Consider the following 22923-nt stretch of genomic DNA (forward strand, 5'->3'; position numbering starts at 1 on the left):
AAAATGCCCCTCGACGGAGGGGCATTTTTCGTATCAGAGCTGTCCGGACCTATTTCACGATCACGGCACGGTTGGCCTTCTGGTTATTCTTGTAAATATCCGGCTCGTTACCCTTGCCTTCGTAGGTCAGCTGCTTGGGATTCACACCGCACTTCACGAGGAAGTCGTAAACGTTCTTGGCCCGGTTGTCGGCGACACGGCGGTTGCCGGCGGCGGTGCCCGTCTGCTGGTCGGCATGGCCCACGATCGTGTAGACGCGGTCCTTCGGGCCGTCCTTGATCACGTCGGCCATCAGTTCGAGGCGGGTCTTGTCCTTGGACGTGAGCTTCGACATGCTGTAGTCGTAGAAGACGATCGAATAGGGGCTCAGCGTATTGGCATTCCGGGCGGCGGCAGCGGCTTCGGCGGCAGCCTTGGCAGCGGCGGCTTTGGCGGCGGCATCCGCAGCGGCAGCGGCAGCCTCGGCATCCTCTAACTGCTGGGCGAGCTGGGCATTCTGCGCCTCGAGAGCTGCTGCGGCGGCCATGCTCGCAGCCACGGCATCCTGGAAAGCCTGGATGTCGGCGGCCGTATAACCCGGCACGCCGCGCTGCCAGCCGCGCTTGTTGAAGCGGTAGGTAAAGCCGGCCGTAGCCGAGAAGCCGAGCAGATAGCTGCCGTCCAGACGGGCGGGGCAAAGCTCCGCCTTGGAAAGCAGGCCCTTGAGCTCGATATTGAAATCGAACGACGGCGAGAGGCGGAATTTGCTGAGCAGACCGTAGGCGAATGCGAATTCCTGATTGGTGTCGGCACCGTTGTCACGCTGGCTCTTATCCGTGAAGTTCGAAGCCATGTAACCGAAGCCGACGAACGGCACGGCATACCACGCACGGTCTTCCCGGTAGCCGCCGATCCAGTTCGAGAGGTTGACCATCAGGTCCGTATGAGCGAACAGGTAGGGCCAGGTCATCTTCCCGGCCTCGGGATCATAGTTGTTGAACCACCCGCCCTGCAGCTGCGCGCGCAGTCCGATTACCGGATGCACCCACTTGGTAAGCGAGAAGTTGCCCTCGAACCCGATCCGGTCGCCCAGCGACTTGAGGTTCGTGCCGTTGCTGAGCGCCGTTCCGGCGCCCGCTCCAAGCGAAATTTCCCAGTTATCCCAGAACCCATTGGAAACGAATCCCGAGAAACTCGGCTTCTTAGGCGTGTCTTGCGCCCACGCGGCCGAGGCAAAGGCCGCGATCAGGAAAGTAAGGAAAATTCTTTTCATAGTGTACTCAGTATTTAAGTTAATGTACTGTCTCGGACGTAAATGTACATCACTTTTATCAACAATCGTTCACTTTCAGCAAAAAAGTACACGCAAAGAGCGTTTTCGATACCAAAAGGCCGGAAAAGTAATCTTTCCCGGCCTTTTTAGAACATTAAATCAGACGTTTAGCGCCACATCATCCGCACTTGGAATAGCCGCATGACATACAGGTCAGACACCCGTTCTGGTAGGCCATGTTCTCCTGACCGCAGCTCGGACACTTGCCTTTGGACTTCGTGCCGTCGACGATATACTGTTTCAGCGCGCGGCATACACCCGTCTTCCAGGTGTTGATCGACTCGCTGTCCAGATGCAGGGACTCGATCAGCGACACGGTCTTCTCGATGGGCATGCCGTGGCGCAACACGCCCGAGATCAGTTTCGCGTAGTTCCAGAACTCCTCGTTGAACAGGCGCGAAATGCCGCCGATGGTGTTCGTATAGCCGTAACGGTCGGTGTATTGGAAGTCATAACGCTTCGTTCCGTCGTCCTCCCGCACCTTTATAATAAAGCCCTTCTTGATTTTCGGCGGAATGTACATGGCATCCTCCTCGATCTTACCCGTGAAGACCTCGTAAGGGCGTCCGTCCTGCAGGCCCACGAAGGCGATCCAGTCCTCCGAACCGTTTTTGAACCGCACGATGTCGGCGGGAATGGACTTCGGACGCTTCTGCACCTCGCCGGGATGCTCCTCGCACCGCTTCTTTTTCTTGGAGTTCTTCTCCAGCAGCACGCCGTCGCGGCAACCGTCGCGGTAGACCGTGACGCCCTTGCAGCCGCACTCCCACGCCGTGCGGTAAACGTCGGCCACCAACGCCTCCGAAACGTTGTTCGGCAGGTTCACCGTCACCGAGATCGAGTGGTCGACCCACTTCTGGATGGCGCCCTGCATCTTCACCTTGGCCACCCAGTCGATGTCGTTGGCCGTGGCTCCGTGATAGGGCGACGCAGCGACCCACTGGTCCAGCTCGGCGTCGGAGATCGTCGAGAGCTTCGACGTGTCGTATCCGTTCGCCTCCAGCCACTTCACGAAATTGTGGTGGTAGACGTTGTATTCCTGGAACTTTTCGCCCGTTTCGTCCTCATAGTCGACATGCGTGTCCTTGTCCGAAGGATTGATCTTGCGGCGGCGTTTGTAGACCGTGCGGAAGACCGGTTCGATGCCCGACGTGGTCTGCGACATGAGCGACGTGGTGCCCGTCGGGGCAATGGTCAGCATGGCGATATTGCGGCGGCCGACCTTCGTCATCTCCTCGTAGAGCGCCGGATCGGCCTCGCGGATGCGGGCGATCATCGGGTTGTTCGCCTCCTTGGCGGCGTCGTAGAGCGGGAAGGCACCGCGCTCGGCGGCCAGTTTCACCGAAGCCCCGTAAGCCGCCAACGCGAGGGCTTTCTGCACCTCGACGGCGAAATCCGTCGCCTCCTGCGTCCCGTAGCGCAGCCCCAGGGCGGCGAGCATGTCGCCCTCGGCCGTGATGCCGAGACCCGTGCGGCGGCCCTTCTGCGCCATTTCGCGGATCTTCTTCCACAACTCCAGTTCCACGCGGCGCACATCCATATCCTCGGGATCGTCGGCGATCTTCTCGATGATCAGCTCGACCTTCTCCAGCTCGAGGTCGATGATGTCGTCCATCATGTGCATCGCCTTGTAGACGTGGCTGCGGAACTTGTCGAAATCGAACTTCGCGTCGGCCTTGAAGGGATTCTCCACGTAGCTCAGCAGGTTCATGGCCAGCAGACGGCACGAATCGTAGGGGCAGAGCGGAATCTCACCGCAGGGATTGGTCGAAACCGTCGTGAAGCCTTCGTCGGCATAGCAGTCGGGAATGCTCTCGCGGATGATCGTATCCCAGAACAGCACGCCCGGCTCGGCCGATTTCCACGCGTTGTGGATGATCTTCTCCCAGAGTTTTTTGGCGTCGATGTCCTGTTCGTACTTGGGGGCGTCCGATTTGATCGGGAACTGCTGGTGGTATTTCTTGCCGGCAAGCGCCGCACGCATGAACTCGTCATCAATCTTGATCGAGACATTGGCGCCCGTCACCTTGCCCGTGTCGACCTTGGCGTCGATGAACCGCTCGGCGTCGGGGTGTTTGATCGACAGCGACAGCATCAGCGCGCCGCGCCGTCCGTCCTGCGCCACCTCGCGCGTGGAGTTCGAGTAACGCTCCATGAAGGGCACGATGCCGGTCGACGTGAGCGCCGAGTTGAGCACCGGACTGCCCGTGGGACGGATGTGCGAAAGGTCGTGACCCACGCCGCCGCGCCGTTTCATCAGCTGCACCTGCTCTTCGTCCATGCGGAAGATGCCGCCGTAAGAGTCGGCGGGGTGCTTGTGGCCGATCACGAAGCAGTTCGACAGCGACGCCACCTGGAAATTATTGCCGATACCGGTCATCGGTCCGCCCTGCGGAATGACATACCGGAAATGGTCGAGCAATTCGAACGCCTCCTCCTTTGAAAGCGGATTGGGGTATTTTTTCTCGATGCGGGCAATCTCACCGGCGATGCGTTCGTGCATCTCGCGCGGCGATTTCTCGTAAATGTTTCCGAAAGAGTCTTTGAGGGCGTACTTGCTTACCCACACCGTGGCGGCAAGATCGTCTCCGTCGAAATAGACTTTCGACTCGGCAACCGCGTCGTTGTAATCGACCTTCTGCGGAGCCTCAGCTTTGGTGGCTTTTGACATAACTACTTTATTCTTATCTATTTTCTCAGATTTCTGCGTCCCGGCCGGAGAATCCCGGTTCTACAAAATTGCGGCTTTTCCCAATAAAAAACCAACGGCAGGGACCTATTTTATCCACAAATTATTTACAAAAGACGAAAAGGCGCGCCCCAGGCATCCGGGACGCACCTTCGGATTGTCCGCGGAAGCTATTTCACCGCCACGGCGTCGATCTCGACCAGCGCGCCCATCGGCAGCGCCGCGACCTCGTAGCACATGCGCGCAGGCATCCGGTCCGTGAAGAACTCGGCATAGACGGCGTTCATGGCCGCGAAATCGCCGATAGACTGCAACAGGACGGTGGTTTTCACCACGTCGGAATAGTCGTATCCCCCTTCGCGGAGGATGTGGCCCAGGTTGGTGAGCGACTGGCGCGTCTGGGCTTCGATGCCTTCGGCCATCCGGCCCGTCGCGGCGTCGATCGGGAGCTGCCCCGAAACATAGAGCGTGCCGCCGGCCTCCACGGCCTGCGAATAGGGACCCACGGCCTTGGGCGCATGGGGCGATGCGATGATGGTTTTCATAGGTAAAAGTGTCGTTACGACACCAAAGGTACGATTAATTCCCTATATTTGCAGCAACGAACAAACGAAAATCAGATGAAGATTTTACTCCGAATTGCGGTTGTCGCTGTCACCGGGGCACTTATCGCCGGATGCTGCAACTGCCGCGCCTACCAGAAAAAAGCCCGCCGCCCCCTGGCGGGGACCGAATGGCAGCTGATCCAGCTCGGCGGGGAGACCGTCCGTCCCGAAAAGGGCACGTTCACCCTCACGCTGCTGGCCGAAGGCAACCGCCTGTCGGCTGTCGGAGCCTGCAACCGCCTGTCGGGCATCTACAAGACCGACGACAAACGCTCCCTGAAACTGGGACCGATCGCCTCGACGATGATGGCCTGCCCCGGGATGGAGCGGGAACACGCATTCGCGCAGGCGCTCGAAGCGACGACCCACTACGACATGGACGGCCCGATGCTGCTGCTGCTGAGCAACGGCGAATTAAAGGCCGTCTTCCAGGCGAAACCCTGACAGGATCGCGCCGCAAAAAACATCCCGGTTCTCTGCAACAGAGGACCGGGATGTTCAATATCAGGGAATACCTTACCGCAGATTCGGATTCAGACGTCCCCACTCCTCCACGGGAGGCAGAATGCCCATCGAGATCACCTCGTCGCGCAGTTTGCACAGGTGCTCGTAGCTCTCCGTGAGCTTCTTGTGCTCCGCAGCCGTGCCCTGCACGTTCTTGTACGCGACACCCTCCTTCGTGATGGAGGTCTCCATCGCCATCAGGATATGTTTGAACTCGTCGTTGTGCACGAACACGCCGGCAGGGTATTCGAACGGTTTGCCGCCCATGGCCGCCGCGATCATGCAGATCGAGAGGTAGGCCGGGCTCTGGAACGACGAACGGCCCCGCAGGTCGATGATGTGCTTGCCGCCCTGGATCACCCGCTGCTGCAGGTCGGCCCAGTCGCCTTCGGGCATCTCCTTGCCGATCAGCTCCGAAAGGGGCCGTCCGGCGACGAGCGTCGTCGAGGCGAAAACCGCCATCTGCTCGCCGTGGCCGCCGTAGGTGCGGCAGTTGCGGATCTCGTCGGGCGAAATTTTGAAGTACTTGGCCAGTTCCGAGCGCAGGCGCGTGGAATCCAGCGCCGCGAGGGTCGAAACCTGCGAGGGTTTCAGCCCCGCGTAGATCAGCGCGATGAGGCCCGTAATGTCGGCCGGGTTGAAGACCACCACGACGTGCTTCACATCCGGACAGTAAGCTTTGAGGTCTTTGCCGAACTGGGCGGCGATCTCGGCGTTGCCTTTCAGCAGGTCCTCGCGCGTCATGCCCGCCTTGCGGGCGGCGCCGCCCGACGATACGACATAGGCCGCATCGGTCAGGGCCTCTTTAATGTCGGTCGTAAAGGTGATGTTCACCCCCTCGAAGGCGCAGTGGAAAAGTTCTTCGGCCACGCCCTCGAGCGCCGGTCCGTAAGGATCGTACAGGCAAATGTTGGGCGTCAGGCGCATCATCAGCGCCGTCTGAGCCATGTTCGAGCCGATCATGCCGGCCGCACCCACGATCGTGAGTTTCTCGTTCGTTACAAAATCCATAGTATATTGTGTTTTGGTACCTTCGTTGCCGCGGCCGGCGGCCGCATTTCGGCTCCAGCCACACCCCGCCCGTTAAGCGGGGTCTATCTCCCGGCGGTTGAGCAGGGCGTGGGTGATCGTCAGCTCGTCGACGTATTCCAATTCGTCGCCGAAACCGATGCCGCGGGCAATGGAGGTAACTTTCAGCCCGGGGAACTGCCTCAGGCGGTTCATCAGGTAAAAAAGCGTCGTTTCGCCCTCGACCGAAGTCGAGATGGCGATGATTACCTCCTTCACCCCGCCGCGGGCGATGCGGTCGCACAGCAGGTCGATCTTCAGGTCCGAAGGCGAGATACCCTGCATCGGCGAAATCACCCCTCCCAGCACGTGGTACATACCCCGGTACTGGCGCGTATTCTCGACCGAGAGCACGTCGGCGACCTGCTCCACGACGCAGATCGTCGCATGGTCCCGTTCCCGGTCGGCGCAGATCGGACAGACCTCCTCGTCGGAGAGGTTGTTGCACTGCGAGCAGTACTTCACCTCGTTGCGGAAGCGGTCGATACTGGCGGTCATCTCGGCCACCGAATCCCGCTCCATGCGCAGGATATGGATGGCCAGACGCAACGCTGTGCGGCGTCCCACGCCCGGGAGCTTCGACAGCTCGCCGACGACATCCTGTAAAAGCTTCGACATCTAAATCGTTTCGATCGTTTTGCATTCGAGCCACCCCTTCTTGCCGTCGGCAATGGTGACCTCGCACCAGTTGTCGAGGCGGTCGGTGATCTCGACGAGCGTGCCCTCATGCAGCACGAAGAGGTCCGTCGCCGACTTGTCGGGCGAACTCTTCACGGCCGTCGAGAGCGACATCACCACGGCCTGCGTGTCGTCCAGCATCTCGCGCCGCTCGCCCATGGCGAACCAGCTCGTGAGCATGAACACCGCCACGGCGACGAGCGTTCCGTAGAAGCCCGTCTTGCGCAACGGCAAACGCTGTGCCAGCAAATAGGCCAGGAACAGCGCCAGGGCGCAGACCAATGCCGCGAGCGAGACGATGCTCCATGCCGTGCAGCTCATCGTGTGACGCACGTCGCGCATCCACTCCGTGAGGAAAAACTCGGGAATCTGCTCGATATTGTCCTTCGTGCGGGCTTCGGCGACGCTCAGGTTGTAGCGGATATCGTCGTTGCCCGGGGCCAGCCGCAGGGCCCGGCGGTAAAAGAGAACGGACTTGCCCAGCTGTCCCTCCTTAAAATAGGAGTTGGCCAGGTTGTAGTAGAGTTTCACGGAGGTGAGCCCGCGCGAAAGAATCTGTTCGTAAACCTCCGTCGCAGTATGGAAATCACCGTTGATATAGGCCGTGTTGGCGCGGTCCCACAACTGCTCGGGCGAAGCCTCCGCAGCGGACTGCACGACGGGAGCGGGCTGTGCCGCGCTGTCGGCGCTCTCCTGCGCACGCGCGCAGAGAATGCCGAACGTCAGAATCAGGAATATGGTCAGTCGCTTCATAACACTATCGTTTTATCACGGACTCGATACGCGAAATCAGGTTCACGCCCTCGGAATAGACGTCGCCCATGCGGGCCGACTCCACGGGCGAATACTGCGCCTCGTCGCACTGGGTGATGATGGCCGTGAACCGCTGTGAATCCTCGGATGAAACGCCGCGCTTGTGCAGCTCCTCGCGGACATTCTCTTTCGTGAGGTTGGCCACCGGAATATTGAACTTGTCGCTCATGTAGCCCCACAGCGCCCGCAGCATCTCTTCGTAGAAAGCGTGGCGGTTCTGCTCCTCCATATAACGCTTGGCGGCGCGGAAACGCTGCACGGCGACCTTGTTGGCCCGCTTGCCGCGCACGAGGGCGACGTTCTGCGATTCGCGGATCTGCCTCCGCAGGGCGATGTAAACCATGGCGAACAGCACGAGGATGCCCACCAGCAGAATCCAATAGGCCGCACTGAAGATGAACGGCACACGCTCCGAACGCAGCTGCGCTCCGCCCAGTTTGATGAAGCGGATGTCCTGCCCCAGCAGTTTGACCTCCTCCTTCGACATGCCGCGGCCCTGCATCACCACCGCATCGCCGCTACCGCCGCCGCGGGCGTCGGGAGTGATTTCGAGCGTCAGCGGCTTCGACTTCAGCGTCACATACTGCATCCGCTGGGGGTCGAAAAAGGTGAACTCGACGGGCTCGAGGTCGTAGGTGCCTTCGGCGCGCGCAATGAACGGATATTCGAACTGGCGGTAGCCGGAGATGCCCGACGACGAGGTGTTGATCGACTCGGTGGTTTTGACATTATACTGCTCGAACGAGGTCGGCAACGGCAGTTTCGGAGCCTGAACGAAGGTGAGGTTGCCCGTGCCGGAGATCTTCACCGTGACAGTCGCGCCCGAGTTGGCCGCGATGCGTTCCGAAGGGAACTGGGCGTCCATCGTGAAGTTGCCCACGGCGCCGCTGAAGCTGGCCGGAGCGCCCGACGGAAGCGCTTTCACGCTGACCGAAGTCCGCTGGCTATGCACCTTGCGGGGCACGTTGAAGACCTCGCGGCCGCTCCCGAAAAAGGGATCGGCGTTGCGGCTCTGCACCACGACCTGCGCCACGACGGTCATCTCCACGGGGTCGATCGAGAGCGTCCCCACCTGCTGCGGATAAAGCAGATAGTCGTACAGCACGCGCGTCTCATAGACCTTGCCGTTGTAGGTTTCACGCCCCACACGGGAGGCGCCGGGATCGGTGAGGTCCTGCGACCAGAAGCCGTTGAACGAAGGCGCCGATTCGGGCACGAGGTTTACGTAAGGGACGCGGGTGTAGAGTTTGAAGGCCACATGCAGCGGTTCGTTCTTGTAGACCGACGAGCGCGACACGACGGCCCGCAGCAGGATGTCGTCCTTGCCGATCCGGCTCTGGACATCGCCCTGCGTATCGTCCGGACGGCGCGAACCGCCCTGCTGTTGCTGCGCCCGCGCGCCTTCGCCCTCGTTCACGATCTCGACAGGCAGCGGCCGGGTCCGGTAGACGGTTCCGTCGACCCGGACCTCCGCAGCCCCGATGGTCACGTTGCCCGCAGCCTGCGGCAGCAGCACGAAGGTGTAGGTATAGCTGACGCTCTTGGTCATCGAGCCGTTGACGATCTGGACCGATGAACCCTGTGAAACGGCAGGTCCGGCCAGCACGTCAAACCCCTCGAACGAAGGCGCTTTGAAGGTATCGTCGTCGGGTTTGGCGTTCAGCGCGAACTCCACGCGGAACGCATCACCGGCGGCGACCGTCAGCGGCGAATTGGCCTCAAAAGTGACCTTCTCGGCAGCGTGTACCGAGAAGATCGCCAGCACGAGAAGTGCCGTCAGGGATATTTTCGTAAAAAGAAACCTCATTGCGTTATACTTTACAATTTAGCACCGTGGCCTCGTTCCGGCAGGTCGTAGTCGCCGCCTGTGGCGTCGTTTACAAGTCTGACCCCACCCCAAGCCCCTCCCTCGGGAGGGGCTTGTCGCGACGCGACCGGAATTTCACCCGGATTATACCCAGGCTTTCGGATCTTACGATGACCTTTTTACGATTTTACAACGTAAAGTTTCTCCCGTTAGTATCTCCGGGAACGATTTTAGTGCTTGAAGTCGGCGAAGAAGTCGTTCCCCTTGTCATCGACGATGATGAATGCGGGGAAGTCCTCAACGTAGATCTTGCGCACGGCCTCCATGCCCAGCTCGGGGAAGTCGACGACTTCGACCGATTTGATGGAGTTCTTCGCCAGGATCGCGGCGGGACCGCCGATCGAACCCAGGTAGAAGCCTCCGTGAGCCTTGCAGGCGTCGGTCACCTGCTGCGTGCGGTTGCCCTTGGCCACCATCACCAGCGAACCGCCGTGCTCCTGGAACAGGTTCACATAGGGGTCCATGCGCCCGGCCGTCGTGGGACCGAACGAACCCGAAGCCATGCCCTGCGGCGTCTTGGCCGGACCGGCGTAGTAGACCGGGTGTTTTTTGAAGTACTCGGGCATCGGCTTGCCCTCGTCGAGCATCTGTTTGATGCGGGCGTGTGCGATGTCGCGGGCAACGATCAGCGTACCGCGCAGGTTCAGGCGCGTCTTGATCGGATACTTGGTAAGTATCTCGCGCACCTTGTCCATGCCCTCGTCGAGGTCGATATCCACGGCCGGCGACATGCCGGGAGCCTCCTTCGGCAGGAAGCGTGCGGGGTTCTTCTCCAGCTCCTCGAGGAAAATGCCCTCGGGCGTGATCTTGGCTTTGATGTTACGGTCGGCCGAGCAGCTGACGCCGATGGCCACGGGGCACGAAGCCGCATGGCGCGGAGCGCGGATCACGCGCACGTCGTGCACGAGATATTTGCCGCCGAACTGGGCTCCGACGCCGCTCTCCCGGCAGATTTTCAGCACCTTCTCCTCCCACTCGAGGTCCCGGAAGCAGCGGCCGCCCTCGTTGCCCGAGGTGGGCAGCTCGTCGAGGTAACCGGCCGAAGCCTTCTTCACCGTCGAGAGGCACATCTCGGCCGACGTGCCGCCGATGCAGATCGCAAGGTGGTAGGGCGGGCAGGCCGACGTGCCGAGGTCGTAGATATGCTGCTGGATGAATTTCGTGAGCGACTCCTCATTGAGCAGGGCCTTGGTCTGCTGGTAGAGGAAGGTCTTGTTGGCCGAGCCGCCGCCCTTGGTGATGAAAAGGAATTCGTACTCCATGCCGGGCTTGCCGCCGTAGATGTCGATCTGCGCCGGAAGGTTCGTACCGGAGTTCTTCTCCTCGGTCATCGTCTGCGGAACGACCTGCGAATAGCGCAGGTTGCGGTCCTTATAGGTTTCGTAAACGCCCCGGGAGATGCACTCGGCATCGTCGGCGCCCGTCCAGACATCCTCGCCCTTGTGCCCGATGCAGATGGCCGTGCCGGTGTCCTGGCAGGTCGGAAGTTCGCCCTCGGCCGCGACGACCTGGTTCAGCAGCATCGTGTAGGCCACGAACTTGTCGTTGTCGGTGGCTTCGGGGTCCTCGAGGATGTTGCGCAGTTTTTGGAGGTGTGCGGCGCGCAGGTAGAACGACACGTCGGCATAGGCCTCCTTCGAAAGCAACTCGAGGCCCTTGGGATCGACTTTGAGTATCTTGCGGCCGTCGCACTCCACGACTTTCACATACTCTTTCGTCAAAAGACGGTACTTGGTTTTGTCGTCCTGAATCGGAAACGGCTCCTGATAGATAAATTCTGCCATGATCGTATTTGTTTGTTGTTTGCTTGCAGTGGATAATTCATGCAAAAGTACAAAAAACAATCCGGATTGCGCAACTATTTTCCGCCGGCTGTTATTTTTTTCACAAAAAGCGTCCATTATTTAGAATTTTTAGTAAATTTGTACGGTTTTTTGAGTGCAAAATTCACTAACATTCTAATATTATGGTATCGTACAAAGATCTGGGTCTCGTGAACACGCGCGACATGTTCGCAAAGGCCATCAAAGGCGGTTATGCCATCCCGGCATTCAATTTCAACAACATGGAGCAGATGCAGGCCATCATCCAGGCCTGCGTGGAGGCTTCCTCGCCCGTGATCCTGCAGGTTTCGGCAGGCGCACGCAAATACGCCAACCAAACCCTGCTGCGTTACATGGCACAAGGCGCCGTCGAGTATGCCAAGGAGCTGGGCAAGAACATTCCCATCGTCCTGCACCTCGACCACGGCAACTCGTTCGAACTCTGCAAGAGCTGCATCGACATGGGCTTCTCGTCGGTGATGATCGACGGTTCGCACCTCCCCTACGACGAGAACGTCGCTCTGACGAAGCAGGTCGTGGATTATGCACACCAGCACGACGTGACGGTCGAGGGTGAGCTGGGCGTACTGGCCGGCGTGGAGGACGAGGTTTCGGCCGAGCACCACACCTACACCGACCCCGCCGACGTAATCGACTTCGTACAGAAGACCGGCGTGGATTCGCTGGCCATCTCGATCGGCACCTCGCACGGCGCCAACAAGTTCAAGCCCGAGCAGTGCACCCGCAACGCCGAGGGCATCCTCGTTCCGCCCGAACTGCGTTTCGACATCCTGGCCGAGATCGAGAAGAAACTTCCCGGATTCCCCATCGTGCTGCACGGATCGTCGTCGGTACCCCAGGAGTACGTAAAGATCATCAACACCCACGGCGGTGCGCTGAAGGATGCCGTCGGCATTCCCGAGGAGCAGCTCCGCAAGGCCGCCAAGAGCGCCGTCTGCAAGATCAACATCGACTCGGACGGCCGTCTGGCCATGACCGCTGCCGTGCGCAAAATCTTCGTGGACCAGCCCGCCGAGTTCGACCCCCGCAAATACCTGGGTCCGGCCCGCGACGAGCTGAAGAAGCTCTACAAGCACAAGTGCGAGAACGTCCTCGGATCGGCCGGCCAGGCTTAATCCCAGGGGATTCCAAACAAAAAACGGAGGTGAAAACCTCCGTTTTTTTGTTGCCCGTCCGGTGCCCTATTCGACCGTCACCCGGAACCGGCACTCCGAATCTCCCGCAAGGACGGTTCGGAGGGTCTCCACCCGGACGGTCTTGTCGGGAATCAGCTCCCCGTAGACATAAAGGATGCTTTGGCGGGAGCACTCGCAGTGAGTCGGGGCATTGACGAATCCGGCCTCGACCTGCGGGCAGAGACACCGGGGATACCCGATCTCATAAACCCGTCCCGGTTCGACGATGTCGGCAAAAAAGTACTCCGAGCGATTGTATTTCGCATACTGCCGATCGAGGTCGCAGCCGCACTCCTCGAACTGCCTGCGGAGCTCCGTCAGGACGACGTCTTTCACACAATTGACGGCGCTCGGCCGGTAAAGTTTTTCGCGCACGTCGGCCGGGAGTTTTCCGATGGTCTCCTCCAGAATCCGGTAAAAAGCCTGCGCCTGCTGCAAGTTATAGTCTTCCGCAATCATTGATTTTCATTCGTTTGCTCCGGCTCGCCGCCGATGTACTTTTCCACAAAGGCCTTCACCCGGCGCGTGTACTCCTCGCGGTTGTCCCGGTAGGAGACGGCATGCGCGGCGCCCGGCACCACCCACAGCTCCTTTTCGCCCGGCTTGGCCTCGTAAAGCGGATAGACCATCCGCGTGGGGACGTAGCCGTCGGCGTCGCCGTGGATGAACAGCATCGGCAGCCGGCATTTCGCCACCTGTTTCAGCGATGAAGCCTCGCGGAAATTCCAGCCGTATTTCAGGTCGCACAGCCAGCTCGCCACATCGAGCAGCGGAAACGCAGGAAGCCCGAACTGCTCTTTGAGCTCCTTGGCGAACTGATCCCGGACGCTCGTATAGCCGCAATCCTCGACGAAACACTTCACATAGGGCCGCTGTTCCTCGCCCGAGACCATCATCGTCGTCGCGGCGCCCATCGAGATTCCGTGGACCACCATCCGCGTATCCCCGCCGAAGATGTCGTTGGCAATCTCCATCCACCGCAGTACGTCCAAACGGTCTTTCCACCCCATCCGGATGGCCCGGCCCTCGCTCTGCCCGTGGTAATAAAGGTCCGGCAGCAGGATGTTGCAGCCCAGGTCGTGATTGTAGAGATAGCCGATCATCAGCATCCGCACGGCGTTGTCCGTGTAGCCGTGGACGATCACCGCCGTCCGGTCCGTCGGTTCGGGAGCCGCCGCATAGATAGCATGCAGCCGTTCGCCCTCTGCGCCGAGGATCACCGTGTCGCGCAGCGCCCCCGTGCGTTCGAGGCTGTCGACCCACGGTTGCAGGAAGGGGTATTCGGCATACATATATTTATAAGAGGAGGCATTTTTCGCCTCCATCGTCGCGTCGGGCGTCAGCGAATAGGAGAGCATGTAGAGACTGCCGCCCGTGACGACAACCGCCGACAGCAGCAAAAGGACGAGTACGCTCCGGACAATGCGTTTCATGGCTTACTCCGCAGCAAGTTTCGTGCGAATGTGCGCCAGCATGTCGTCGGTCATGCGCGAGAGGTCCCACTCGGGTTTCCACCCCCACTCCTCGCGGGCGCAGGTGTCGTCCAGCGAATTGGGCCAGCTCTCAGCGATCTCCTTCTTCACGGGATCGACATCGTAATCCATCGTAAACGCGGGCAGCCGCTTTTTGATCTCGGCGCAGATGATCTCGGGCGTGAAGCTCATCGAGGCGAGGTTGAAACTGTTGCGGTGGACCAGCTTCGTAGGATCGGCCTCCATCAGTTCGACGCAGGCGCGCAGGGCGTCGGGCATGTAGATCATGTCCATGTAAACGTCGGGCGGCACCGGACAGGTGAATCTCCCCGAGCGGATCGCCTCGTAGTAAATCTCCACGGCGTAGTCCGTCGTGCCGCCGCCGGGCAGCGTGACGCTCGAAATAATGCCCGGGAAGCGCACCGAACGGGTATCGACTCCGTATTTGTGGTGGTAATAGTTCCCGAGCAGCTCGCCCGTGACCTTGCAGATGCCGTAGATGGTCGAGGGCTGCATGATCGTGTCCTGCGGGGTTCCGTCCTTGGGCGACGAAGGCCCGAAAGCACCGATCGACGAGGGGGTGAACAGCGCGCAGTGATGCTGGCGGGCCACTTCGAGCGAATTGTTGAGCGCCCCCATGTTGACGTTCCAGGCCATCTGGGGATTGCGTTCGCCGACGGCCGACAGCAGGGCCACGAGGTTGAAGATCGTATCAATGTGGTAACGGGCCACGACCGAAGCCATGGCTGTCGCATCGAGGGCGTTCAGCACCTCGAAAGGCCCGTCCTCGGCCAAAGTACGACACTCGCGCATATCAGTGGCCACGACGTTCGCACCGCCGTAAATCCCCCGCAAAAAAACTGTCAGCTCGGAACCGATCTGGCCTCCGGCGCCTACTATCAGGATACGTTTCATTTGTATTTTATTATGATTTGGAAGTAAAGATAGAAAATAATCGGGAAATTTGTGCAATTTTTTGGTCTTTTCATTTTTCTTATGTACTTTTGCACCACTCAACGCGAGAAGTTGCTGTCATAGCTCAGTGGTAGAGCACTTCCTTGGTAAGGAAGAGGTCCCGGGTTCAAGTCCCGGTGACAGCTCAAAATCAAAAGCGGTGGTTCCGACGGAACTGCCGCTTTTGTTTTGCACTCTTTTTCCGTTTCAGGACAACTTCGCAATCAAATCGGACTGACGGGATAACCTGCGGAGACGTAACTTTGCAGCATAAAAGTTTCTCCATCATGCGCATTCACGTCAATCCCGCCTCGGAACGCCTGCGGAGCTTCACGGAGCACCTTCCCGAACTGTTCGGGACCGGCGGCGAGGTCCTCCATACCGGACGCAACACGATCAAAGCTTTCGAAGTCGGAGACATACGGGTCGCGGTCAAACGGTTCCGCCGCCCGAACCTGTTCCAGGCCTTCATCTACACCTTTTTTCGCCGGAGCAAGGCCCGCCGCTCCTACGAACACGCCGTGCGGCTGCGGGCGCTGGGCGTCGACTCGCCCGAACCCATCGCGTGGAGCGAATACCGCCGCCACGGACTGCTGAGCGACAGCTACTACATCTCGCACTACTCGGACTACACGCCGCTGTCACAGACCACCGGGCATTTTCCCTCGGCCGGAACGGTCCCCGTGCTGGAAGCCTTCTCCCGCTTCGCCGTGCAGCTCCACGAACAAGGGATCGAGCACCGGGATTTCAACCACGGCAACGTCCTCTGGCGCCGCGACGCGGCGACGGGAGCCGTCCGCTTCCAGCTGATCGACATCAACCGCATGCGTTTCGCCGACCGGCCGCTGCGGCCCCGTGTCTGCATGGTCAACCTGCGGCGGCTCTCCTGCCCCGCCGTGGCGTTCCTCTTCATCCTCGACCGCTACGCCGAGGCCCGCGGCTGGAACGTCGACGACACGCTGCTTCAGGGCACCTTCTTCCGCCTCGCCTTCGGACGCCGCAAGGAACTGCGCAAGCGGTTCCGGCACCGCAAACGCTGATTTCTGCAAAAAAACGGCTCCGGCGTTTGGTTTTCCGGATTATTTCGCTACATTTGCCGATGATAAAGTTCACCGCGACCATGAGAGCATACGGTTTTGCATATTATTTTTATTACTTTTTCTTTTATAGCAAGGGAAAAAGCGGGGTCGCGTGCAATTAACTGTATGAAATAGGAATATAGATTAATGATGATACGAAAATCCCGCTCGGCCGAGCGGGATTTTCTTTTTCAAACCAAACTATGGAACAGATCGCAATACAGGGCATCGCAGGATGCTATCACGAAACGGCAGCGCGCAGCTACTTCAACGACCGGCAGATCGGCATCCTCCCCTGCCTGAGTTTCGACGAGCTGTTCGCCCGGATGGCGGCGGACCCCTCGCTGCTGGGCATCGCGGCCATCGAGAACACCATCGCGGGCAGCCTGCTCCCCAACCACGAATTGTTGCAGCAGAGCCATGCACGGATCATCGGCGAACAGAAACTCCGCATCTCGCACGTGCTGGCCGCACTGCCCGGACAGACGCTCGGCGAGATCGGCGAGGTCCACTCCCACCCGATCGCCCTGATGCAGTGCGGCGACTTCCTCAAAGCGCACCCCGCGATGAAGATCGTCGAACGCGACGACACGGCCGGCAGCGCCCGGGAGATCGCCGAGGGGCGGCTCGCAGGCACGGCCGCCATCTGCGGCGCCGACGCGGCGGAGCTCTACGGGCTCGAAATCCTCAGCCGCGGCATCGAGACCAACAAACACAATTTCACGCGCTTCCTGCTCCTGGCCGACGAGAGCCGCGCCGCGGCCTTCGCCGACCCCGCGAACACGAACAAAGCCTCGCTGCTCTTCACCCTTTCACACACCCGGGGGAGCCTCTCGAAAGTGCTCACCCTCCTCTCGTTCTACGACATCAACCTCACCAAGATACAATCGCTGCCGATCATCGGGCGCGAATGGGAGTACCGCTTCTACGTCGACGTTACGTTCGACGACCCGGTGCGCTACCGGCAGGCCGTCGATGCCGCCCGGCCCCTCACCAGCGATTTCCGCATTCTGGGCGAATACGCCGAATGCCCCAACCCCGCAATCTAATACAAATCGAAAACAATAAAATCAGCTCACTATGAACGACATTCAACCTATCACGCTTCCCGGGGTCGATCCCCGGCGACCGCTGGTCATCGCAGGTCCCTGCAGCGCCGAGACCGAAGAACAGGTCATGGAGACCGCCCGCGCGCTGGCCGCAGAGGGCTTTCACATCTACCGCGCCGGGCTGTGGAAGCCCCGCACCAAGCCGGGCGGATTCGAGGGCGTAGGCACCGCAGGCATCGCATGGCTCCAGCGCGTGAAGCGCGAAACGGGCATGTACACCGCCACCGAAGTCGCCACCCGCGAACACGTCGCCGCAGCGCTGAAAGGCGGTATCGACCTGCTCTGGATCGGCGCCCGCACGGCGGCCAACCCCTTCGCCATGCAGGAGATCGCCGACGCCCTGCGCGGCGTGGACGTGCCGGTGCTGGTGAAGAATCCCGTGAGCCCCGACCTCGAACTGTGGATCGGCGCCATCGAGCGCATCTACAACGCCGGCATCCGCCGCATCGGAGCCATCCACCGCGGTTTTTCGTCGATCGACAAGAACCTCTACCGCAACCATCCGCTGTGGGCCGTGCCCATCGAGCTGCACCGCCGCATCCCGGCGCTGCCGATCTTCTGCGACCCCAGCCACATCGGCGGCAAGCGCGAACTGATCGCCCCGCTCTCGCAGCAGGCCATGGACCTCGGCTTCGACGGGCTGATCATCGAATCGCACTGCATGCCCGACTGCGCATGGAGCGACAAGGCCCAGCAGGTGACGCCCGATGCGCTGGCCTACATCACCCGCAACCTCGTGATCCGCGACCAGACGATCACCACCGAAAGCCTCACCGAACTGCGTTCGCAGATCGACAAACTCGACGACGAACTGCTGGAACTGCTGACCCGCCGCATGCGCGTCTCGCGCGACATCGGGCAGTACAAGAAGGAGCACAACATGCCCGTCCTGCAGGCCCGGCGTTACGAGGAGCTGCTGGAGCGCCGCGCCGGACAGGCCGAGCAGATGGGTATGGACCGCGAATTCATGCGCACCGTCCTGCAGGCCATCCACGAGGAGTCGATCCGTCAGCAGATGGAGGTGCTGGGACGGGCCTGAGAAGCCCGTTCCACGGGCGGGCCGCAGGAGGAAGCGTTATTACATTTCGGTTAAATATCCCCGCAGGGCGTGTAACATCCGCGAATGTTGCGTAATTTTGAAACGGATTCAAACCCGTATGTATGGCAAAACACAAAATCCTGGTGGTCGACGACGAAGAGTCGCTGTGCGAGATTCTGCAGTTCAACCTCGAAATCGAGGGGTATGAGGCCGACGTGGCGTACAGCGCCGAGCAGGCCCTCGGAATGCACCCCGAGCGTTATTCGCTGATCCTGCTCGACGTCATGATGGGCGAGATGAGCGGCTTCCGGATGGCCCGGCTGCTGAAGGCCGATCCCGCGACGGCGAAGGTCCCGGTGATCTTCTGCACGGCGAAGGACACCGAGGACGACACGGTCGCGGGGCTGAACCTCGGGGCCGACGACTACATCGCCAAGCCGTTCTCGGTACGCGAGGTGCTGGCCCGCGTGCGGAGCGTCCTGCGCCGCACGGCCGAAACCCCGGCGGAGCAGGAGACGATCGCCTTCGAAGGGCTCGAAATGGACCTCCGGCGCAAAGTCTGCACGCTGGACGGCAAAGAACTCGCGCTCACCAAAAAGGAGTTCGAAATACTGGCCCTGCTGCTCACGCACCGGGGCGTGATCTTCTCGCGCGAGGAGATGCTGCGCCGCATCTGGAGCGACGAGGTGATCGTGCTCGACCGCACCGTCGACGTCAACATCACGCGCCTGCGCCGCAAGATCGGCCCCTACGGCGAACACATCGTAACACGGCTGGGCTATGGTTACGGCTTTGAAGAATAGGCTCTCCTACCACCGGCGGCTGTTCCTGCTGCTACTGGCCTTTTCGTGGACGCTGGTGGCATGCTTCGTCCTCTTCCAGTACGGCCGCGAAAAACATTTCAAAGCCGAGCAACTCAACGCGCGGCTGCAGCTCCTCAACCTGCGGATGCTCGACGCCGTGGACGAGGGAACTCCCCCCGAGGCTTTCATCGCCCGCCAGAACAATGACTTCGGCGACCTGCGCGTGACGGTCATGGACCGCAACGGGAGCGTCCTGTTCGACAACTCGCTCGACTCGCTGCCCGCTTCGAACCACCTCGACCGGCCCGAAGTGGCCGAAGCCGTGGCCCGCGGCACGGGTTACACCATCCGCCGCCACTCCGAGAGCACCCATCGCAACTATTTCTACTCCGCCATGCTCGGCGAGGAGCATATCGTCCGCACGGCCGTACCCTACTCCCTGCCGCTGAGCGAGGTGCTGGCCGCCGACCGTGAATTTCTCTGGTTCATGCTGGGGGTCACGCTGCTGATGAGCGTCGCGGGGTATTTCGCCACCCGGCGCCTGGGGCAGAACATCACGCGGCTCAACGAGTTCGCCCAGCGCGCCGAACGGGGCGAGCGGATCGACACGCCCGGGGCATTCCCACACGACGAGCTGGGCGAGATTTCGAGCCACATCATCCGCCTCTATGCGCGGCTGCAGAAGACCACCGCCGACCGCGACCGCGAGCACGCCCTCGCCCTGCACGAGGAGCAGGAGAAGATACGCATCAAAAAACAGTTGACGAACAACATCAACCACGAGCTGAAAACCCCCGTGGCGGCGATTCAGGGCTATCTGGAGACTCTGCTGGCCAATCCCGGGCTCAATGCGGAAAAGCGCACGGACTTCCTGGAAAAGAGCGCCGCGCAGACCGGGCGGCTGCGCAGCCTGCTGGCCGACATTTCGACCATGACGCGCATGGACGAGGCGAGCGAGCTGATCCGGAAGGAGCCCGTGGTGCTCAATGACCTGATTGCCGAAACGGCCGCCGACATGGAGCTGAAGCCCGCCGAACAACGGCTGCGGGTGAACGTCGACTTTCCCCGGCAGGTCGAGGTCGTGGGAAGCCCCTCGCTGCTGGCATCGGTGTTCCGCAACCTCGCGGACAACGCCGCCGCCTACTCCGGGGGCCGCGACATCTTCATCCGCCTCGTCGACGACACCCCCGAGGAGTGCACGATCCTCTTTGCGGACAACGGCATCGGCATCGGCGAGGAACACCTGCCGCATATTTTCGAACGCTTCTACCGCATCGACAAGGGGCGTTCGCGCAAGCAGGGCGGCACGGGACTGGGGCTGGCGATCGTCAAAAACGCCGTCGCCATCCACGGCGGGACCATTACGGCACGCAACCGCGACCGCGGCGGGCTGGAGTTTGTCTTTACGCTGAAAAAACAGGGCTGACCCGTTTCATTTCACAAACCCGCAACACTCCTGTAACATCTCTGTAACATCCGTTTCGGACCTTTGCAACGACAAGGAACCAAACCGGATAAATCATATGTCCCCACTTTTCACCGCAATCGTCGTCATTCTGGCCCTGCTGGCCGTGATGGGCATCGTCGTAGGCGTCGCCAACGACGCCGTCAATTTCCTCAACTCGGCCCTCGGCTCGAAAGTCGCACCGCGCCGCGTGATCCTCTGGGTCGCGGCTGCCGGCATCCTCGTCGGCACGCTCACCTCGAGCGGCATGATGGAGGTCGCCCGCAGCGGCGTCTTTTACCCCGGGCAGTTCTCCTTTCAGGAGATCATGATGCTCTTCCTGGGCATGATGCTGGGCAATGTGCTGCTGCTGGACCTCTACAACACGCTGGGACTGCCCACCTCGACCACCGTGTCGATGGTCTTCGGACTGCTGGGCGCCGCCGTCGCCGCCGCGCTGTTCCGCATCGCCGGCGACCCGGGAACCTCGCTGCAAGACCTCTCGCAGTTCATCAACACGGGCAAAGCAATGGTCATCATCGCGGCGATTCTGTTGTCGGTGGCGCTGGCATTCATCGCGGGAACGCTCTTCATGTACATTTCGCGCCTGATCTTCTCGTTCCGCTACGCCGCCGTGTTCCGCCGCTGGGGCGCCGTATGGTGCGGCATCTCGCTGGCCGGCATCCTCTACTTCGCACTGTTCAAAGGACTGAAAAGCTCGGGGCTGATCCCGGCACACATCTCGGAGTATGTCGGCGAGCATGTCGTGCTGACGCTGCTGGCTTTCTGGGCCGCAACGTCGCTCGTCCTCTACGTCTTCCAGCGCATGCGGCTCAACATCATGCGCATCACCATCCTCTCGGGCACCTTCTCGCTGGCGCTGGCCTTCGCGGGCAACGACCTGGTGAACTTCATCGGCGTGCCCCTGGCCGGCTACGACGCCTGGCGGATCGCCGGCGAAGCGGGCAGCGAGACGATGATGATGGGAGCGCTCGAAGCCCCCGCCCGCGCGAACTTCCTGCTGCTGGGCGCCTCGGGAATCATCATGGTGCTGACGCTCTTCTTCTCGAAAAAGTCGCAGCATGTCACCGAGACCGAACTTTCGCTCGCCTCGCAGCACGAGGGCGACGAACGCTTCGGCTCGACCCTCATCTCCCGCAGCCTCGTGCGCGCCACGCTGGTGTTAAACTCCATGTGGACCGGCCTGATTCCGGCGCAGATGCAGAAAGTCATCGACCGCCGTTTCGAACCGCTGCCCGTCGAGGAGCGCTCGTCGGCCCCCTACGACATGATCCGCGCCATGGTGAACCTCACCGCCGCGTCGATCCTGATCGCCATCGCCACCTCCTACAAACTGCCTTTATCTACGACCTACGTGGTCTTCATGGTGGCGATGGGATCGTCGCTCGCCGACCGCTCGTGGGGCCGTGAAAGCGCCGTCTACCGCATTACGGGCGTGATGGCCGTGATCTCGGGATGGTTCATCACGGCGCTCGGCGGCTTTCTCATCGCGCTGGCCGTGACGGCCCTGCTGCTGTGGGGCGGCTGGATCGCCGTGACGGCGCTCACGCTGCTCTGCTTCTGGCTGCTCGTCCGCAGCCACCGCAAGAGCCCCGAACTGAAAGAGGAGGCCGACAAGGAACTGCTGCCGCTCGACACCGCCGAGACGCCCGACGAGGTGCTGTGCGCCTGCATCGGCGAGGTCTGCTCGACAATGCAGGAGGTCACGCGCATCTACAACCGCACGCTGGTCGCCGTCTTCAAAGAGAACCGCAAGGTGCTGAAAGAGATGGTCCGCGACTCGAACAAACTCTTCGAAGACGCCCGCGCCCGCAAATACAACATCATGCCCACGCTGCGCCGCCTGCAGCGCTGCGACATCGACACCGGACATTTCTACGTGCAGGTCACGGACTACCTTTCGGAAGTGACCAAGGCCCTGATCCACATCACGCGCCCCGCATTGGAACACATCGACAACAACCACGAGGGGCTGTCGAAAGAGCAGATCGTCGACCTGATGCGCGTGAACGACCAGGTGGAAGCCATCTTCGACAAGATCAACGACATGCTCTCGAGCAAAGACTTCTCGGACCTCGACCTGGTGCTCGTGATGCGCGACCAGCTCTTCGACACGATCGTCGAGGCGATCAAAAGCCAGCTGCGGCGCATCAACAGCAACCCTTCGGGCAGCACCCGCGCCAGCGTGCTCTACCTGACGATCCTCAACGAGACCAAGACGATGATACTCCAGTCGCGAAACCTGCTGAAATCACAACATTATTTCCTGGAACAGCAGAAGTAACACGAATGTAACGGGGCCGTCATTCCGCTGAAACGACGGCCCCGTATCTTTGCCATGTGAAAACCGGGGAACCGGATTCACAAGTTGGTTTTAGGTTACATAAGTAGGTTAGTGGGAGATGCAGTGACGGGACGTCGCGGCATCTTCGTTTACCGGGGATATC

General features: G+C 60.7%; 19 protein-coding genes and 1 tRNA gene. 9 read left to right on the plus strand and 11 right to left on the minus strand.

Annotation, left to right across the window (positions count from 1 at the left end):
- Window positions 1-49: 49 nt before the first annotated feature.
- The 3 genes from BLU78_RS10600 to BLU78_RS10610 form a co-directional block, all read right to left on the minus strand.
- On the minus strand, window positions 50-1252 hold the full coding sequence (locus tag BLU78_RS10600; RefSeq protein WP_010265307.1) for an OmpA family protein: 1203 nt from the start codon (window positions 1250-1252) through the stop codon (window positions 50-52).
- A 178-nt stretch (window positions 1253-1430) separates the two neighbouring features.
- A complete protein-coding gene (locus BLU78_RS10605) occupies window positions 1431-3983 on the minus strand; it encodes an adenosylcobalamin-dependent ribonucleoside-diphosphate reductase (protein WP_010265309.1) in 2553 nt (850 codons plus the stop codon).
- Between the two features lie 188 nt (window positions 3984-4171).
- A complete protein-coding gene (locus BLU78_RS10610) occupies window positions 4172-4546 on the minus strand; it encodes a RidA family protein (protein WP_010265313.1) in 375 nt (124 codons plus the stop codon).
- 75 nt (window positions 4547-4621) lie between these two features.
- Between BLU78_RS10610 and BLU78_RS10615 the strand changes: the two genes are divergently transcribed.
- Window positions 4622-5050 carry an META domain-containing protein gene (locus BLU78_RS10615; RefSeq protein ID WP_010265315.1) on the plus strand — a complete coding sequence of 143 codons (429 nt, stop codon included), beginning with the start codon at window positions 4622-4624 and terminating at the stop codon, window positions 5048-5050.
- Between the two features lie 72 nt (window positions 5051-5122).
- Here BLU78_RS10615 and BLU78_RS10620 read toward each other — a convergent pair whose 3' ends face one another.
- The 5 genes from BLU78_RS10620 to BLU78_RS10640 form a co-directional block, all read right to left on the minus strand.
- On the minus strand, window positions 5123-6121 hold the full coding sequence (locus tag BLU78_RS10620) for a malate dehydrogenase (protein WP_010265319.1): 999 nt from the start codon (window positions 6119-6121) through the stop codon (window positions 5123-5125).
- Window positions 6122-6193: 72 nt separating this feature from the next.
- Window positions 6194-6796, minus strand: a complete 603-nt coding sequence (gene recR, locus BLU78_RS10625) for a recombination mediator RecR (RefSeq protein ID WP_010265322.1) — start codon at window positions 6794-6796, stop codon at window positions 6194-6196.
- The gene (locus BLU78_RS10630) at window positions 6797-7609 is read right to left on the minus strand and encodes a tetratricopeptide repeat protein (RefSeq protein ID WP_010265325.1); all 813 of its coding nucleotides are present in this window, start codon (window positions 7607-7609) and stop codon (window positions 6797-6799) included.
- 4 nt (window positions 7610-7613) lie between these two features.
- A complete protein-coding gene (locus BLU78_RS10635; RefSeq protein ID WP_026020818.1) occupies window positions 7614-9476 on the minus strand; it encodes a BatD family protein in 1863 nt (620 codons plus the stop codon).
- Window positions 9477-9706: 230 nt separating this feature from the next.
- Window positions 9707-11320: a fumarate hydratase gene (locus tag BLU78_RS10640; RefSeq protein ID WP_010265329.1), complete on the minus strand. Its 1614-nt coding sequence runs from the start codon at window positions 11318-11320 to the stop codon at window positions 9707-9709.
- Between the two features lie 182 nt (window positions 11321-11502).
- Here BLU78_RS10640 and BLU78_RS10645 point away from each other — a divergent pair, with 182 nt between their 5' ends.
- Window positions 11503-12495, plus strand: coding sequence for a class II fructose-bisphosphate aldolase (locus tag BLU78_RS10645; RefSeq protein ID WP_010265330.1), 993 nt, complete (start codon window positions 11503-11505; stop codon window positions 12493-12495).
- Window positions 12496-12561: 66 nt separating this feature from the next.
- Here BLU78_RS10645 and BLU78_RS10650 read toward each other — a convergent pair whose 3' ends face one another.
- Genes BLU78_RS10650 through BLU78_RS10660 form a run of 3 tightly spaced genes read right to left on the minus strand, consistent with a single transcriptional unit; the run spans window position 12562 to window position 14942 of the window.
- The gene (locus BLU78_RS10650; RefSeq protein WP_010265331.1) at window positions 12562-13014 is read right to left on the minus strand and encodes a hypothetical protein; all 453 of its coding nucleotides are present in this window, start codon (window positions 13012-13014) and stop codon (window positions 12562-12564) included.
- Window positions 13011-13988 carry an alpha/beta hydrolase gene (locus BLU78_RS10655; protein WP_010265333.1) on the minus strand — a complete coding sequence of 326 codons (978 nt, stop codon included), beginning with the start codon at window positions 13986-13988 and terminating at the stop codon, window positions 13011-13013. The genes BLU78_RS10650 and BLU78_RS10655 overlap by 4 nt, the downstream gene beginning before the upstream one ends.
- Before the next feature lie 3 nt (window positions 13989-13991).
- Complete coding sequence (locus BLU78_RS10660; protein ID WP_010265336.1) at window positions 13992-14942, minus strand: NAD-dependent epimerase/dehydratase family protein; 951 nt, start codon at window positions 14940-14942, stop codon at window positions 13992-13994.
- 113 nt (window positions 14943-15055) lie between these two features.
- On the opposite strand from BLU78_RS10660, the gene BLU78_RS10665 reads away from it, so the two are divergent.
- The 7 genes from BLU78_RS10665 (at window position 15056) to BLU78_RS10695 (ending at window position 22760) form a co-directional block, all read left to right on the plus strand.
- Window positions 15056-15127 (plus strand) — tRNA-Thr (locus tag BLU78_RS10665).
- A 141-nt stretch (window positions 15128-15268) separates the two neighbouring features.
- Window positions 15269-16021, plus strand: a complete 753-nt coding sequence (locus tag BLU78_RS10670) for a lipopolysaccharide kinase InaA family protein (RefSeq protein ID WP_010265339.1) — start codon at window positions 15269-15271, stop codon at window positions 16019-16021.
- A gap of 242 nt (window positions 16022-16263) precedes the next feature.
- Window positions 16264-17109 carry a prephenate dehydratase gene (locus tag BLU78_RS10675; RefSeq protein ID WP_010265342.1) on the plus strand — a complete coding sequence of 282 codons (846 nt, stop codon included), beginning with the start codon at window positions 16264-16266 and terminating at the stop codon, window positions 17107-17109.
- A gap of 31 nt (window positions 17110-17140) precedes the next feature.
- Window positions 17141-18208: a bifunctional 3-deoxy-7-phosphoheptulonate synthase/chorismate mutase type II gene (locus tag BLU78_RS10680; RefSeq protein ID WP_010265344.1), complete on the plus strand. Its 1068-nt coding sequence runs from the start codon at window positions 17141-17143 to the stop codon at window positions 18206-18208.
- Window positions 18209-18330: 122 nt separating this feature from the next.
- Window positions 18331-19011 carry a response regulator transcription factor gene (locus BLU78_RS10685; protein ID WP_010265346.1) on the plus strand — a complete coding sequence of 227 codons (681 nt, stop codon included), beginning with the start codon at window positions 18331-18333 and terminating at the stop codon, window positions 19009-19011.
- Window positions 18989-20437: a sensor histidine kinase gene (locus BLU78_RS10690; protein WP_010265348.1), complete on the plus strand. Its 1449-nt coding sequence runs from the start codon at window positions 18989-18991 to the stop codon at window positions 20435-20437. Before BLU78_RS10685 ends, BLU78_RS10690 begins: the two co-directional genes overlap by 23 nt.
- A gap of 97 nt (window positions 20438-20534) precedes the next feature.
- A complete protein-coding gene (locus BLU78_RS10695) occupies window positions 20535-22760 on the plus strand; it encodes an inorganic phosphate transporter (RefSeq protein ID WP_010265350.1) in 2226 nt (741 codons plus the stop codon).
- The last annotated feature ends 163 nt before the right edge of the window (window positions 22761-22923 follow it).

The sequence above is a fragment of the Alistipes timonensis JC136 genome (genome assembly GCF_900107675.1).
GTDB classification, from domain to species: Bacteria; Bacteroidota; Bacteroidia; order Bacteroidales; family Rikenellaceae; genus Alistipes; species Alistipes timonensis.

What these genes read in the sequence shown, in the direction of transcription:
- BLU78_RS10635 (WP_026020818.1), bottom strand. Translation starts at nt 9,476, where the DNA reads ATGAGGTTTCTTTTTACGAAAATATCCCTGACGGCACTTCTCGTGCTG.
- BLU78_RS10605 (WP_010265309.1), bottom strand. Translation starts at nt 3,983, where the DNA reads ATGTCAAAAGCCACCAAAGCTGAGGCTCCGCAGAAGGTCGATTACAAC.
- BLU78_RS10695 (WP_010265350.1), top strand. Translation starts at nt 20,535, where the DNA reads ATGTCCCCACTTTTCACCGCAATCGTCGTCATTCTGGCCCTGCTGGCC.
- BLU78_RS10615 (WP_010265315.1), top strand. Translation starts at nt 4,622, where the DNA reads ATGAAGATTTTACTCCGAATTGCGGTTGTCGCTGTCACCGGGGCACTT.
- BLU78_RS10640 (WP_010265329.1), bottom strand. Translation starts at nt 11,320, where the DNA reads ATGGCAGAATTTATCTATCAGGAGCCGTTTCCGATTCAGGACGACAAA.
- BLU78_RS10610 (WP_010265313.1), bottom strand. Translation starts at nt 4,546, where the DNA reads ATGAAAACCATCATCGCATCGCCCCATGCGCCCAAGGCCGTGGGTCCC.
- BLU78_RS10650 (WP_010265331.1), bottom strand. Translation starts at nt 13,014, where the DNA reads ATGATTGCGGAAGACTATAACTTGCAGCAGGCGCAGGCTTTTTACCGG.
- recR (WP_010265322.1), bottom strand. Translation starts at nt 6,796, where the DNA reads ATGTCGAAGCTTTTACAGGATGTCGTCGGCGAGCTGTCGAAGCTCCCG.
- BLU78_RS10660 (WP_010265336.1), bottom strand. Translation starts at nt 14,942, where the DNA reads ATGAAACGTATCCTGATAGTAGGCGCCGGAGGCCAGATCGGTTCCGAG.
- BLU78_RS10620 (WP_010265319.1), bottom strand. Translation starts at nt 6,121, where the DNA reads ATGGATTTTGTAACGAACGAGAAACTCACGATCGTGGGTGCGGCCGGC.
- BLU78_RS10670 (WP_010265339.1), top strand. Translation starts at nt 15,269, where the DNA reads ATGCGCATTCACGTCAATCCCGCCTCGGAACGCCTGCGGAGCTTCACG.
- BLU78_RS10630 (WP_010265325.1), bottom strand. Translation starts at nt 7,609, where the DNA reads ATGAAGCGACTGACCATATTCCTGATTCTGACGTTCGGCATTCTCTGC.
- BLU78_RS10690 (WP_010265348.1), top strand. Translation starts at nt 18,989, where the DNA reads ATGGTTACGGCTTTGAAGAATAGGCTCTCCTACCACCGGCGGCTGTTC.
- BLU78_RS10680 (WP_010265344.1), top strand. Translation starts at nt 17,141, where the DNA reads ATGAACGACATTCAACCTATCACGCTTCCCGGGGTCGATCCCCGGCGA.
- BLU78_RS10655 (WP_010265333.1), bottom strand. Translation starts at nt 13,988, where the DNA reads ATGAAACGCATTGTCCGGAGCGTACTCGTCCTTTTGCTGCTGTCGGCG.
- BLU78_RS10645 (WP_010265330.1), top strand. Translation starts at nt 11,503, where the DNA reads ATGGTATCGTACAAAGATCTGGGTCTCGTGAACACGCGCGACATGTTC.
- BLU78_RS10675 (WP_010265342.1), top strand. Translation starts at nt 16,264, where the DNA reads ATGGAACAGATCGCAATACAGGGCATCGCAGGATGCTATCACGAAACG.
- BLU78_RS10685 (WP_010265346.1), top strand. Translation starts at nt 18,331, where the DNA reads ATGGCAAAACACAAAATCCTGGTGGTCGACGACGAAGAGTCGCTGTGC.
- BLU78_RS10600 (WP_010265307.1), bottom strand. Translation starts at nt 1,252, where the DNA reads ATGAAAAGAATTTTCCTTACTTTCCTGATCGCGGCCTTTGCCTCGGCC.